The sequence below is a fragment of the Acidaminococcus sp. AM33-14BH genome (assembly GCF_003603525.1).
GTDB lineage: Bacteria > Bacillota > Negativicutes > Acidaminococcales > Acidaminococcaceae > Acidaminococcus > Acidaminococcus intestini.
Genome location: NZ_QTNG01000010.1, coordinates 35,957 through 49,733, shown reverse-complemented (window position 1 = coordinate 49,733; position 13,777 = coordinate 35,957). Strand labels below are relative to the sequence as shown.

The following is a 13,777-nucleotide window of genomic DNA, read 5'->3' as shown; positions in this document are numbered from 1 at the left end:
GCCCTTGAGCCCCACAGTTACGGCAAAGCGCCCTTTCTTCTCCCCCATCATGTCCGTTTAAAGAGCTTAAAGAGCTCCGGCGTCGTCACTTCAATCATACAGGGCCGTCCATGGGGGCAGGTAAAGGGATGTTCCGTATTGAGAAGTTCCAAGATGACTTCCCTCATCTGGCGGATATTCAGGAGTTCACCTGCCCGGATGGCACTGTGACAGGCCGCATAGTGAAGGACTTCCTCCCGTAGGTCACTGGTCTTGATGGAGCGGTTTTCCTCAAGAAGGGTCAGGATATCCTGGATAAAGGCTTCGGCCTCCCCGTCTTCCACATCGGCCGGCAGGGCAGAAACACGCAGGGAAGTTTCCCCGGCAGGTTCCGCGTCGACACCGAGTTTCAGAAATTCGTCGCGATGTTCTGTCACGGCATCCACATCCGCAGCACTTACGGAAAGAAAAAGCGGCATAAGAAGGGTTTGACTGGGGACCGGTTTCTGCTGCCTGATGAAACGGTCATACATGATGCGTTCATGGGCCGCATGCTGGTCGATGAGGTAAAGGCTTGTTTCTGACTGGGCGACGATGAAGGTCCGGTTGACCTGTCCCAAAGGCCAGATTACGTCAATCCCACTGGGGGCCTGGATTTCCCCTCGTTCATTCACGGAGCCAGCTATTTCTCCGCTTGTCTCTTCGCCCGTTATGGCATGGGGTTCTGTCGCGCGTGGCACCGTACGCTGCGCGCCAAAGATTTCGTCCGTATAGGAGCGATCAGGCCGCTCAACCTGAGGCTCCGGCGTACGCCAAATCGGCTGGCCAAAGGCAGGATTCTGGGGAAGAAAGCTGCGGCCTTGGGAATGAGGGAAAATACTTACTTCTTCGGCAAGGCTTTCGTCTTTTTGGGGAGACGGCTTTTTAAAGGTCACTTCGTCCTTTCCGTGTTCCGTCCCCCGCATAGGATGCGTCAGGGCATTTGTAAGTGCGTGGTAGACAGCCCGGTAAACAGCCTGCTCATCACCAAACTTGATCTCACTTTTTTGGGGATGGACATTGATATCAATCGCATGGGTATCCACGGTGAGCTTCAGCATGGCAAAAGGAAACCCTGACTTAGGGATCTGGGACTGATAGGCGTGATCGATGGCACGGCTCACCATCCGGCTTACGATATACCGATCATTGACAAAAAGAGTCTGCCACTGCCGCGTTCCCTTAAGAAGGGTGGGCCGACTGATAAACCCCTTGACACGGATTCCATCCTGTTCATGGTCTACGGGAAGAAGGGCCTCAACGACATTTTTCCCATAAAGCGCCCCAATGACGTCGAGTTCATCACTGCTTCCCGGGGTATTAAGGACTTCCTTGTCGTTATTTTGAAGCGTAAAATGGACATCCGGCCGTGAAAGGGCCATTTTGGAAAGGATATCGTTGATATAGCGACCCTCCGTACTGACCGTCCGCAAAAACTTGCGCCGTGCTGGAACGTTATAGAAAAGATCCTTTACCGTCACGGTCGTCCCCACATCTCCGCCCATCACATCAACGCTCATATTTTCCCCGCCATCGATGGTGATGCTTGTTGCAAACTCCGCGCCTTCTTCCCGTGTGAGAAGGTTGAAATGGCTGACAGAGGCAATGCTCGGCAGCGCTTCCCCGCGAAACCCCAGAGTTTTTAAGGTAAGTAGGTCCTCAGCCCTTACAATCTTGCTTGTTGCGTGGCGCAGTACGGCAAGACGGGCATTTTCCTCATCCATACCGGACCCGTTGTCCTTGACGCGGATATATTCCGTTCCCCCCTCATAAATCGTGACATCCACATGGGTGGCACCGGCATCAAGGGCGTTTTCTACCAATTCCTTGACAACGGACATTGGCTTTTCAACAACTTCACCAGCAGCAATCTGGTTGGATGTATTTTGGTCCAGGAGCTGGACTTTTGCTTTCACGAAAGTTTTCCTCCTTCCCGTTTGGCTTCTTCCGCCAGTTGATAGAGGGTATTCATGGCCTCAAGGGGGGTCATGGTCATGACATCAAGTCCCATGAGGGTATCCCGGATGGTATCGCCAAAAAGGCTTCCCTGCGTCTCATCCGTCGCCGCTTCCTTGGAAATCTCGACATGATGCGTGCCCTTATGGGAAAGCGGTGCCTCGGCGGCATATTCCTCCAAAAGCTCATCCGCCCGGTCCAGGACCTTTTTGGGCAGACCTGCAAGTTTAGCGACGTGGATTCCATAGCTGCGATCCGTTCCGCCAGGCACAATGCGCCGCAAAAAGACCACATCGTTGCCTTTTTCCTTCACGGCGATGGAATAGTTCTTGATGCCATCAAAAAGATCTTCCAATTCAATCAGTTCATGATAATGAGTTGCAAATAGGGTCTTGGCCTTGATTTTTTCGTTGATATATTCCACCACGGCACGGGCAATGCTCATCCCGTCATAGGTGCTTGTTCCGCGCCCGACCTCATCAAGGATGATGAGACTGCGGCTCGTGGCATTTTTAAGGATATTTGCCACTTCATTCATTTCCACCATGAAGGTGCTTTGCCCCGTGGCAAGGTCATCACTGGCGCCGACACGGGTAAAGATGCGGTCCACGGGGGTGATGACAGCTTCCCGGCAGGGCAGGAAGCTGCCCATTTGGGTCATGAGGACCAGCAGTGCCACCTGACGCATATAGGTCGATTTCCCGGCCATATTAGGGCCCGTCAGGATGATGAGGCGTTCATTCGTCCCATTTAAATGGACATCGTTGGGGACAAAAAGCTCCCGTTCGAGGAGTTTTTCCACGACAGGATGGCGCCCATCCTTGATGATGATTTCACCTTTGTCGCTAAGGCGCGGGCAGACATAATTTCCCTTGAAGGCAGCCATGGCAAGAGAATAGATAGCATCAAGCTCACCAATGGCACGGGCCGTATCCTGGATTGTAACAAGCTCATCACGGACACAGTCACGGATTTCATTGAAGAGATAATATTCAAGCTGCTGGATCTTTTCCTTGGCACTGAGAATCTTATTTTCAAAGGCCTTCAGTTCCGGAACAATATAACGTTCCCCATTGACCAAGGTCTGCTTGCGGATAAAGCTATCCGGCACTTGGGAAACCTGCCCTTTGGACACTTCAATATAATAGCCAAAGACTTTGTTGAATCCGACCTTTAGGTTCTTGATTCCCGTTTCTTCCTTGATGCGCAGCTCAAAATCCTGCATCCAGGCATTGTTATTTTCCGCAATATCATGGAGCTCATCCAGTTCGGCATTATACCCCTTACGAATCATCCCTCCTTCCCGGACCGTAAAGGGCGGGTCATCGACAATGCCACGGCGCAGTTCATCAAGGACGGTTTCATGACTGTCAATGCGGGAGGAAAGCTTTGCCAGGAGCCCATCCCGATAGGGGGCAAGCAGGCGCTTAAGGTCCGGTACGGCCAGAAGTGCGGTGCGCAGGGAGGCCATATCCCGAGCATTGGCAGACCCCACTTCGATTCGGGAAAGGATGCGCTCAAGGTCTGTGATTTTTTTAAGGGCTTCACCGAGCTCTGTCCGCAGCCGGGAATCACCTACAAGCGTGCCTACAGCCTGCTGCCGACTTGTAATGCGGGCCGCATCATAAAGGGGGGATTCAATCCACTGCCGCATGAGGCGGGCTCCCATGGCGGTCGCGGTGTAATCAAGGATATCAAGGAGGGTGCCTTTTTTCGTACCGTCCTTCATATTCCGGACCAGTTCCAGATTGCGGATAGCCGTTGCGTCAAGGACCATGGTCCGGTCTGTCGTAATTTCCGTGAGGCGATTCAGCTGTGCCAAATCGCTTTTTACATTGATATGGATATATTGAAGCATGAGTTCAATCGTATCCCGTACAAGCGGTTCGGTATACGCTTTCCCTTCCGTCCCAAAATGACGGGCAAAAGCATCGATTCCCCCATCTTTTTGAAAGCGGTTGACCATGCATTGGGGCAGTTTCTGAGAAAGTTCCTGCAGGAACCGTTCCGGCAGCTGTTCATCCGGGGCAAGGACTAGCTCCGCCGGCTGCATGCGGTAGATCTGATCCATCAGAAGATCTTCCCAATAAGGGCCGGATGCTTCGTACCAACTGGCCTCCCCTGTGGATACATCGGCAAGGCCAAGGACGGCCCGCCCGTCACCTATAGAAACAGCTGCAAGATATTGATTGTGCTCGTCATCAAGGACGGCATCGGAAAGAACCGTTCCTGGCGTCAAGATTTTTGTGACTTCCCGTTTGACGATTCCGACGGCTTTCTTGGGATCTTCCATCTGGTCGCAAATGGCAATGCGATATCCCTTCTTGATGAGTTTGGCCAAGTAGCCATCTACTGAATGAAAAGGTACACCGCACATGGGGATGGGATGTTTTGTATTGCCTGCGCGCTGGGTCAGCGTCAGATTGAGTTCCCTTGAAGCGGTAATGGCATCCCCAAAAAAGAGTTCATAAAAGTCACCGAGACGATAGAAAAGAAGCTTATCCTCATGCTGCTTCTTGATTTCCATATATTGCTGCACCATGGGGGTATACCCTTCACCAGTCTGCGTCATGGTTATGCCTCTTCCTTTCCTCTGATGAGCCACGTCTGGGCCCTTTCCATCTTTACATTGACAAGGTCACCCGGGGCATGGTCCCTTATCTTTGGCCACAGGACCAGATCATTTCCGTCCGTCCGTCCGCTCAGCATGGCCGGATTGCTCTTGCTGGGTCCTTCAACCATAACGGCAAGGGTTCGCCCCACCAGGCGCTTGTTGCGTTTAAGGCAGATCTCGTTCTGCAGTGCCATGAGACGATCCAGCCGTTCGTGTTTCACAGCGTCCGGGACCTGCGCCTCAAAACCAGCTGCCGGCGTTCCTTTGCGCGGGGAATAGATAAAGGTAAAGGCATCATCATATTCAACGGTACGAAGAAGGTCCAAGGTTTCTTCAAAATCTTTTTCCGTCTCGCCCGGAAATCCTACAATGAGGTCTGTCGTGATGACAGCGTCAGGCACACAGCGGCGGATAGTTTCTACAAGCTTTAAGTAGCGCTCCCGGTCATAGCCACGGTTCATGGCTTTCATGATGCGGCTGCTGCCGGACTGGACAGGAATATGGAAGTTCTTGCAAATATGCTGACTTTCGGCAATCGTCCTCACAACGGCCTCGCTCATGTCACGGGGATGGCTCGTCATATAGCGGATTCGCTCTACACCGGGGATAGCATCGACAAGCTCCAGAAGCTTGCTGAAGCCTTCCTCTTCGCCTCGATCCTTGCCATACGAATTGACATTCTGCCCCAAAAGGGTGAACTCCTTATAGCCCAAGGCAACGGCCTTTTCAATCTCATGGCAAATGGCCTCGGCACTGCGGCTTCGTTCCCGGCCCCGCACATAGGGCACGATGCAGTAGGTGCAGAAATTATTACAGCCATACATGATAGGAACCCAAGCGGCAAAGTTGCTCTTGCGAACAAAGGACCCCTCAAATTCCTGAGGCATGATAGCAAGGTCATCATAGACGCTTTCAGCGCAGCCATGACCAGCAAGGTGATTTTGCAGGATGGAACTGAAATTGTTTACATGAGCCGTTCCCAAGACAAGGTCCACTTGAGGATATTTTTTTTGGAGGTCCTTGCCCCATTCCTGGGCCATGCAGCCGGCTACACATAGGACCATATCCGGGTTTTCACGCTTCAGGCGCTTCATTTCCCCAATCTTTCCCAGGATCTTTTTTTCCGCGTTTTCACGAACGCAGCATGTATTGATAACAACGACATCGGCATGTTCATAGTCCGCACTGGCCTCATAGCCCAAATCAAGGAGCTGACCGGCATAGTGCTCGCTGTCGCTTTCGTTCATCTGGCATCCATAATTGATGATGGCGTAAGTCTTTTTCATGTTCTTCTCCTTTGTCAGTCTAACAATATATTATACTGTAAAATCGAAGAATTTTGTAGGGACCTTTGACAGAGAGATGACAGATCCCGCAGCCAATCATCTTCCTGACCGAAATAAAATAATAGTTGCCAATGCTCCGCCAATCAGAAGCCCCTTTCGGGGCGGCAATTCCCCTTCCTCTCTAGGTGACAGGGCACGGCCTTTTCCAAGGATCGATCATGTGCCCCCTTTTTAGATGCCGATCCTTTTCAGGAATATTTTTCCCTCATTAAATCCGTTTTTAATATGGGAATCTTTTTTTCTCCCTCTTTTAACTTTTTTTATTACATTTTTCTGATCAATTTTTCGATTTATATGATTTATTTCTTTTTATGTTTTTCTTATAGATACTTTTATTTGTTCTCATTTGTTTTGAAAATTTTCTGAATTATGTTATACTAAAAATCGTGATTTTTGTTACATTTATGTTATTTTGTTCCTTTTTCTCCCCGTTGACAGTAAAATCACGTATCTTCTTTACAGAAAGGAAGTCTGTTATGTTTTCCATTGCCTTGTTCGATTCCGTACGAGCAAATCTCAATGAAACGAGCGATCAGCTCAATTCCCTCTCCGCCCTGCCAGAAATCATGCATCTGTATCGTTACTCCAAATTTTCCAGTCTCCTTACCAGTCTCTCCCGTCAAGGAAAATTCCAGCTCATCATTCTCCAGAGCCTTTCCACGCCCTTTCCCGATCTGTCCCTTGCGCGGCGCATCCGGCAGTACGATCGGCGGGTTCCCATTATCATCGTGACGGACAATGAATCCTTATGTCTTGAGGGGTACGACGTCCCCATCTTCCAGTTCTATACCAAGGCCATGACGGTACAGCAAATGCGCATGGTTCTTGAGTCCCTCATGGATCATGCCCCCGATATGGGCAACCGGTTCTTTATCTTTTCATCGGACCAAAGTATGTATCAGGTTCGGCTTTCCGATATTACCTTTTTTGAAGCCAACCGCTCCTCCCTTTTTATCCACACTACGCAAAAAAGCTACGCCTGCCGGGATACACTCAAGAACCTACAGACGCGGCTTCGGCGATTTCCCTTCGAACGGATCCATAAAAGCTTCATCGTAAACACAAAGTTCATCAGCTGCCTGCAGTCCGACTCCCTGATCCTCCAAGATGGCACGGTTCTGCCTGTAAGCAAGCATAAAATGGCGCCCATGCGGCACTACCTGAAGCTTCTCATGGAGTCGTCCCTGCTCTAGGGCTTTCACTCGATGTCGCGGATCTGGGAAACAGGGATTGGTGCCTTGTCTTCAAGGTAAAACGCCTGCCTTGATAAATCAATGCGATAGAGGCGGCCTGACACCGTTCGGCAGACGCCGCCGCTCTTGCGCCCGTCCGGTTCAAAATAATGAAGGGTCACATAAGGGCGCTCCCCTATCCGGTCCATGAGAAAACGGGTCTTTTGGTCGAGCTGTTCCCGCTGCGCTTCGTCAAGCTCTGCGGCTTGATCCGTGTAATGGGCCCGTTCCATGATGGTTTCTGTAAAGCCCGTCAGCGCGTCAAAAGGCGCAAACTGGGCCGCGCGCTGGAGCCGGGGCATACGGGGCCGAGGGATTCCAAATGGATAGGGATGATCCAAGATTGCAGCATAAGGATCAGGCATGATGACCTCCAATCTGACCATGACGGGTAATGGTCATGGCTTCTTTGCATAAGTTGCGCCCCTTGACAAGGGCATTGCGGCCAAATCGGCGATGGACCTCAAGGGCCGCTTCCTGAAGCCGTGCTTCCCGTGGATCTCCATCAAGAAGGGATGTTTGCTCGGCAAAAAGGAACCCTTGCCGAACAGGGTCCTGAATGTCCTGGGAGCGCACATGGACCGCAGTGACACTCATCCGGCGCACCCATAGATAGGGATGGGCAAGGCGGTCATAAAGCGCCATCATGCTTGCCATGATAGGCTGTCCGGCATGGGTCCATCCAGCAAGACGAGCCGAGCCATGACTGCGGCCTGATGGTGGCAGGTCCCGGGAAAAACCTTGTGGCTGCGTCCGTTCATAGCCAATGGTAATGGCCACCTCATCAGTCACAAGACGTTTGCGGGCAAGGTCCAAGATGAGTTCATCCGTCATCTCCCATGCAATCAGGCGGGCATTTTCCGGTGAATAGGGCTTGGGCAGGACCTGACTTGTGCCGAGGCTGGAGGCTTTGGGGATATATCGCTTGATGTCGCTCATACGGCATGATTCCCACCCCCAGGCATGATCAATGAGCAGCTCGGCATTGATGCCAAACCAATCATACAAAAGGGAGGCATCGGAAAGACTGAGGCGGGCAATATCCCCCATGGTGTAAAGGCCATGAGCAGAAAGACGCCGGGCCGAACCGGGGCCAATACGCCAAAAGTCCGTCAGGGGCTGATGGCCCCACAAAGTCCTGCGGTAGGCGGTTTCATCAAGAAAAGCAATACGTACCCCATAGGGATCGGGCATCAAGGCTTTTGCTACGATATCCATGGCCACCTTGCTGAGATAGAGGTTCGTCCCAATACCGCCCGTTGCCGTAATGCCCGTTTTTTGATAGACGTCGCGAATCATGGTCATGGCAAGGGTATAGGGCGTCATGCCATACGTCGAAAGGTACGGCGTGGCATCAATCATGACTTCATCAATGGAATAGACATGGATGTCCTGAGGAGCAATGTACTGCAGATAAATGCCGTAGATGTCCCGACTCATTTCGATATAGCGCTGCATGCGCGGCATGGCGACAATATAAGAAAGCGCTTTTTCCGGATGATGCCTAAGCTGTGAATCAAAATGGCTCATCCCCCGGAAAGAACGCTGGGGCGCCTTGCTGCGGCGCAGGGCATTGATTTCATCGACTTTGCGGATCACTTCAAAAAGGCGGGGCCGGCTCGGGACTCCCCGTTTTTTTAGGGGCGGCGATACAGCAAGGCAGATGGTCCGATCCGAGCGACTCTTATCGGCAACGACAAGGCACGTATCAAGGGGATCAAGGCCCCGGTCCACACACTCTACGGAGGCATAAAAGGATTTGAGATCGATGCAGATATAATAGCGCAGTTTCATGATTGCCTCCTTCATAAACATTTGTTCGCTATTTATTATAGCACACTTCACTGAATAAAACAGCCCTCTTCCAGAAATTCTTTAGGAACTTCCGAAAGAGGGCTGCGTGATATCCAAATTGATATTCAGTTTTGTAACACTTCGGTCCTCTCCCTTTCCAAGTGGCGGAACAGGAAGTAGCAAATCAGGACAGAAAGAAGGGACCCCGAAGCGGTCACAAGGCCCATCGGAAAAAGGGAATCGGAAAAGGCCCGGGATGCCAAATAGACGAAAGGAATCCTCACAAGGACGATGGCGATAAGATTGTGGAGAAAAGAATAGATGGATTTTTTAGCTGCACAGAAGTAGCCGCTAAAAGAAAAATGGATTCCCGCAAAGATTGTGTCAAAGATGTATCCTTTCAGATAGGGTCCACCTGATGCAATGACCGCCTCATCAGAGGTGAAAAGACCCACAAAACGCGGCGCCATGACCTGTATCAAAAGGGACACCGAAAGGCCAAAGAACACGGCCGTCTTGATGGCATCATAAAGATAGGCGCGGGCCCGCTTGCGGTTATCCGCACCAAGGTTCTGGGCACTGAGGGCAGAAACAGCCGAAAGGAGCGAAGATGGGACAAGGAAGAGGAAACTGATGATTTTTTCCACAATGCCGACAGCCGCTGCGTCCGTCACGCCGCGCAGGTTTGCAATCATGGTGATGATGAGGAAAGAAATCTGGATAAACGCATCCTGGACGGCAATGGGAATGCCAACGCCGAGGATTTCACGGATGAGGGAGCCCGAAGGGACGAAGGACGCTTTGGAAAGACCAAGTCCCATGGGATGGCGCTTCATGACAAAAACGCCGACAAGGACGCTGACACCTTGGCTGATGGTCGTTCCTAAAGCAGCCCCCAAGGGTCCCATAGCAAAAGGCCCCATGAAAAGGAGATCAAGGGTCAGGTTGATGACGGCCGCAAGGGCCACAAAATAGGTCGGTGTCCGGGAATTGCCAAGACCCCGAAAGATAGAGCTGATGAGGTTGTATCCCGTAATAAGGGGAATGCCTAAAAAGCAGATAAAAAGATAGTGTTTTGTCCCCCTGACGGCTTCGGGCGGCGTTGCCATGATGTCCACAATACGGGGAAGAAAGTTAATCAAGAACCCTGCAAGGACCACAGAAAGGATACCAAAAATGAGCAGCGTCTGCCCGATGGTGCAGCTCACCTTCTCTGCTTCTCCCTTCCCTACAGCTCGAGCAATGGCAATGGTCGTCCCCATGGAAAGCCCCACAAGAACAACGGTCACCATATGCATGATCTGGCTGCCGACGGCAACGGCCGTAATGCTCGCCGGTCCTTCAAACTGGCCGATGATAACAAGGTCTGCCATCCCGTAAAGGGTCTGCAGGAAATAGGAAATGACAAAGGGAATGGAAAAAGAAACAAGGCTCTTCCAAACACTCCCCGAAAGGGCATTGACAGCCATAAAACACGCTCCTAAAAACAAAAAGAAGGCCCCCACCGGGAAGGTATCTCAGCCTTCCCGTGAGGAACCTGGCGTTCTCCTTACCACACGCCGTGCCTTAGTGGTGGAACAGGCGGCGGCCCGTAAAGCACATGACGATACCGTACTTATCAGCCGTTTCGATGACTTGGTCATCACGGATGGAACCGCCAGCCTGGGCGATATAGCGGACGCCGCTGCGATGGGCACGCTCTACATTGTCGCCAAAGGGGAAGAAAGCATCGGACCCCAAGGCAACATCCTTGTTCTGGGCAATCCACGCCCTACGTTCTTCCCGCGTCATGCGTTCCGGCTTTTCTGTAAAGAGCGTTTCCCAGATTCCGTCAGTAAGGACGTCATCATCGTCGTCGGAAAGATAGACATCAATAGTATTATCCCGGACCGGCTTCGGCGTATCAGGCTTAAAGGGCAGGCTGAGCGCTTTCGGTGACTGACGGAGCCACCATTTATCGGCCTTGTCGCCAGCAAGGCGCGTACAGTGGACGCGGGACTGCTGTCCGGCACCGACGCCGATGGTCTGTCCGTCCTTGACGTAGCAGACGGAATTTGATTGGGTATACTTAAGGGTAATCAGGGCAATGAGAAGATCCCGTTGGGCCCCTTCGGGAAGCTCCTTGTTTTTTGTGACGATTTTTTGGAGGCAGTCCTTTCCAATGGAGTCCGCATTGCGGCGCTGTTCAAAAGTGACACCGAAGACTTCTTTGGTTTCCATTTCATGAGGAACATAGTTCGAGTCAATCTGGATGACATTGTAGCGACCCTTTTTCTTTGTTTTGAGGATGGCAAGAGCCTCGTCATCGTAGCCTGGAGCAATGACGCCATCTGAGACTTCGTGCTGAAGGACTTTTGCCGTCGCTACGTCACACACATCAGAAAGGGCCACGAAATCGCCAAAGGAACTCATCCTGTCCGCACCGCGGGCACGGGCATAAGCGGAAGCAAGGGGTGACATTTCATACCCCTCAAGATGATAGACCTTGCGCAGCGTTTCCGTCAGCGGCTGGGCCACCGCAGCCCCGGCAGGGCTGACATGCTTAAAGGACGCCGCAGCCGGAAGACCGGTAGCTTCCTTGAGCTCCTTGACGAGCTGCCAGCTATTGAGGGCATCCAGGAAATTGATATAGCCAGGGCGGCCATTTAAAATCGTAACCGGCAGGTCACTGCCATCTTTCATATAAAGTTTCGCTGGAAGCTGATTCGGGTTGCAGCCATACTTTAATTCGAATTCCTTCATCTTCATTCCTCCCTCATATAGAAAAAAGCCAACCTCGGGCCCTTTTCGCCCAGACGGTCGGCTCACTGCGATCATGCTCCCTGTGGGTACCCCCACTTCCGTCAGTTACATGATCTGATAGGATCATTATAATATGGGAGGGGCAGGGGTGTCAATGTCGGGTATTTTGGGGCAGAGCACAAATCGCGCCGATTTTCTACACAGGGAGTCTTCATTGCCCTTTTCAAGATTCATGAGTTGGCAATGAAGTCATGGCGCATCGCAGCATATTTTGATACGCAATTTCATGTTAAAGTCGCCTGAAATATGCCTTCGTCATTCCCTTTTGAATCAGCCCAAAAATCGGGCTGATTTGATGAAGTACGTGAGGCCATTGATTAAAAAAGGTTTTGTGGAAACAATGGCCTCAGGGCCTATCGTACAATGGACCGTCCCACGTTTGAGGATAGCGATCGCTTGAGCGCATCCTTTCCTAACCTCCCCTTTTTTTACTCGGCGCAGAAATCGCGCCGAGTAAATGCCTTCGGCGGGCGAGCCACTTCTTGGATTTTTTTCGGTTTTTAGACGAATCATGATTCGCCTGAGACCCATTTCGGCCCATCTGCGTTGTCATAAAGACGCAGACTTCCTGGCAACACGGAAATGCGTGTGCGGCTTTATCAACCTAAGGATTTTTCCTGGCCTCTGAACCAATCAGAGCCTCATGCGAACCATGTATATGGAAGCAACACGGAAGTTTTAGAAAAGTGGTTGCAGCTATTGCGCCATCGTCGGTGAAAGCGGGAACTCCTCGCAACAGGACCCATCTGAGCCATATTCGCAAAGAGCAAATAAAAAAAACGAAAGTGAAAGAGGACCGTGGCTTCCCACGGTCCCCTTCTTACTTCTTATCCTTTTTATCGAAGAAATCCTTCACTTTATTGAAAAAGCTTTTTTCTTCTGGGTTAATGCTTTCGCCGCTGGCATCGGCGAACTTGCGAAGTGCTTCTTTTTGTGCATCGCTCAGTCTCGTCGGCACAACAACTTTGATCTGGATGAGCTGGTCACCCTTTACACCCGTTCTCAGGTTCGGAATGCCCTTGCCCTTGATGCGCAGGACGCGATTGGGCTGGGTTCCTTCAGGCACCTTGATGGTGGTCTGACCATAAAGAGTCGGCACCTTGATTTCAGCACCCAATGCAGCTTGGACAATGCTGATTGGCACTTCGCACAGGACTGTCGTCCCATCCCGTTCAAAGAACTTATGGCTCTTTACATAGAGATAGACATACAGGTCGCCGGCTCGACCGCCGCGCATCCCCGCTTCACCCTCGCCTGCCACACGGAGTCTCGAACCGCTGTCAACGCCAGCTGGAATCTTGACCGTAATGACGCGTTTTTGCTTTACGCGGCCTGTTCCACGGCAGTGTTTGCAGGGATTGGTAACGATTTGACCCGTCCCATGACATCTCGAACAGGTACGGACATTAACAACCTGACCAAAAATGGAATTTTGCGTAACCCGGACTTCCCCCGTCCCGTGACAATCAGGACAGGTTTCAGGATGGCTGCCTTCGGCGGCTCCCGTTCCATGGCAGTGCTCACATTCCTCTTCGCGGTTCAGGCGGATTTTCTTTTCCGTCCCAAAGGCCGCTTCCTCAAAGGTAATTTCAAGGTCAGCCCGCAAATCCGCGCCTTGACGGGGACCGCGATCAGCCCGGCGGGAACGGGACGCGCCTGCGCCTGCACCGCCGAAGAACATGTTGAAGATATCATCCATGCCTTCGCCGCCAAAGCTACCGCTAAAACCGCCAAACCCACTGCCGAAGGGATTGCCCCCGGCACCAGGACCGCCATTTTGAAAAGCGGCATGACCATATTGATCATAGGCGGCCTTTTTCTGCGGGTCACTCAGAACCTGATAGGCCTCGTTGACTTCCTTGAATTTATCGGCTGCTTCAGGATTATCCTTGTTGAGATCGGGGTGATACTTACGAGCCAGCTTGCGATATGCTTTTTTTAATTCCTCAGGCGACGCACTTTTGTCGACGCCCAGGACCTCATAATAATCTTTTTTATCTGCCATCAGTATCTCC

The 13,777-nt window shown here is 51.6% G+C and carries 9 protein-coding genes and 1 riboswitch; of the genes, 1 reads left to right on the top strand and 8 read right to left on the bottom strand.

Annotation, left to right across the window (positions count from 1 at the left end):
- Positions 1-47: 47 nt before the first annotated feature.
- The 3 genes from mutL to miaB are packed head-to-tail and all read right to left on the bottom strand — an operon-like array spanning position 48 to position 5,874.
- Complete coding sequence (gene mutL, locus DW817_RS07940) at positions 48-1,934, bottom strand: DNA mismatch repair endonuclease MutL (protein ID WP_021737111.1); 1,887 nt, start codon at positions 1,932-1,934, stop codon at positions 48-50.
- Positions 1,931-4,546: a DNA mismatch repair protein MutS gene (mutS, locus tag DW817_RS07935; protein WP_014128370.1), complete on the bottom strand. Its 2,616-nt coding sequence runs from the start codon at positions 4,544-4,546 to the stop codon at positions 1,931-1,933. The genes mutL and mutS overlap by 4 nt, the downstream gene beginning before the upstream one ends.
- Before the next feature lie 2 nt (positions 4,547-4,548).
- Entirely contained in the window at positions 4,549-5,874 is a 1,326-nt protein-coding gene (gene miaB, locus DW817_RS07930) for a tRNA (N6-isopentenyl adenosine(37)-C2)-methylthiotransferase MiaB (protein ID WP_021737079.1), read from the bottom strand.
- A gap of 536 nt (positions 5,875-6,410) precedes the next feature.
- On the opposite strand from miaB, the gene DW817_RS07925 reads away from it, so the two are divergent.
- The gene (locus DW817_RS07925; protein ID WP_014128369.1) at positions 6,411-7,127 is read left to right on the top strand and encodes a LytTR family DNA-binding domain-containing protein; all 717 of its coding nucleotides are present in this window, start codon (positions 6,411-6,413) and stop codon (positions 7,125-7,127) included.
- 5 nt (positions 7,128-7,132) lie between these two features.
- On the opposite strand, the gene DW817_RS07920 is transcribed toward DW817_RS07925, so the two are convergent.
- The 5 genes from DW817_RS07920 to dnaJ form a co-directional block, all read right to left on the bottom strand.
- Positions 7,133-7,531, bottom strand: a complete 399-nt coding sequence (locus tag DW817_RS07920) for a hypothetical protein (protein ID WP_016459583.1) — start codon at positions 7,529-7,531, stop codon at positions 7,133-7,135.
- Complete coding sequence (locus DW817_RS07915; protein ID WP_021737120.1) at positions 7,524-8,960, bottom strand: ImpB/MucB/SamB family protein; 1,437 nt, start codon at positions 8,958-8,960, stop codon at positions 7,524-7,526. The genes DW817_RS07920 and DW817_RS07915 overlap by 8 nt, the downstream gene beginning before the upstream one ends.
- 125 nt (positions 8,961-9,085) lie before the next feature.
- On the bottom strand, positions 9,086-10,429 hold the full coding sequence (locus DW817_RS07910; RefSeq protein WP_120112015.1) for an MATE family efflux transporter: 1,344 nt from the start codon (positions 10,427-10,429) through the stop codon (positions 9,086-9,088).
- A 97-nt stretch (positions 10,430-10,526) separates the two neighbouring features.
- A complete protein-coding gene (locus DW817_RS07905) occupies positions 10,527-11,702 on the bottom strand; it encodes a phosphoribosylaminoimidazolecarboxamide formyltransferase (protein WP_035224515.1) in 1,176 nt (391 codons plus the stop codon).
- 40 nt (positions 11,703-11,742) lie between these two features.
- A riboswitch (ZMP/ZTP riboswitch) is annotated at positions 11,743-11,821 on the bottom strand.
- Positions 11,822-12,582: 761 nt separating this feature from the next.
- Positions 12,583-13,767 (bottom strand): molecular chaperone DnaJ, encoded by a 1,185-nt coding sequence (gene dnaJ / locus DW817_RS07895; protein ID WP_021737106.1) that lies wholly within the window; start codon positions 13,765-13,767, stop codon positions 12,583-12,585.
- Between the last annotated feature and the right edge of the window lie 10 nt (positions 13,768-13,777).

Excerpts from the sequence above, each read along its gene's own strand:
- mutS (WP_014128370.1), bottom strand. The coding sequence starts at position 4,546 with ATGACGCAGACTGGTGAAGGGTATACCCCCATGGTGCAGCAATATATG.
- miaB (WP_021737079.1), bottom strand. The coding sequence starts at position 5,874 with ATGAAAAAGACTTACGCCATCATCAATTATGGATGCCAGATGAACGAA.
- DW817_RS07925 (WP_014128369.1), top strand. The coding sequence starts at position 6,411 with ATGTTTTCCATTGCCTTGTTCGATTCCGTACGAGCAAATCTCAATGAA.
- DW817_RS07920 (WP_016459583.1), bottom strand. The coding sequence starts at position 7,531 with ATGCCTGATCCTTATGCTGCAATCTTGGATCATCCCTATCCATTTGGA.
- DW817_RS07915 (WP_021737120.1), bottom strand. The coding sequence starts at position 8,960 with ATGAAACTGCGCTATTATATCTGCATCGATCTCAAATCCTTTTATGCC.
- DW817_RS07910 (WP_120112015.1), bottom strand. The coding sequence starts at position 10,429 with ATGGCTGTCAATGCCCTTTCGGGGAGTGTTTGGAAGAGCCTTGTTTCT.
- DW817_RS07905 (WP_035224515.1), bottom strand. The coding sequence starts at position 11,702 with ATGAAGGAATTCGAATTAAAGTATGGCTGCAACCCGAATCAGCTTCCA.
- dnaJ (WP_021737106.1), bottom strand. The coding sequence starts at position 13,767 with ATGGCAGATAAAAAAGATTATTATGAGGTCCTGGGCGTCGACAAAAGT.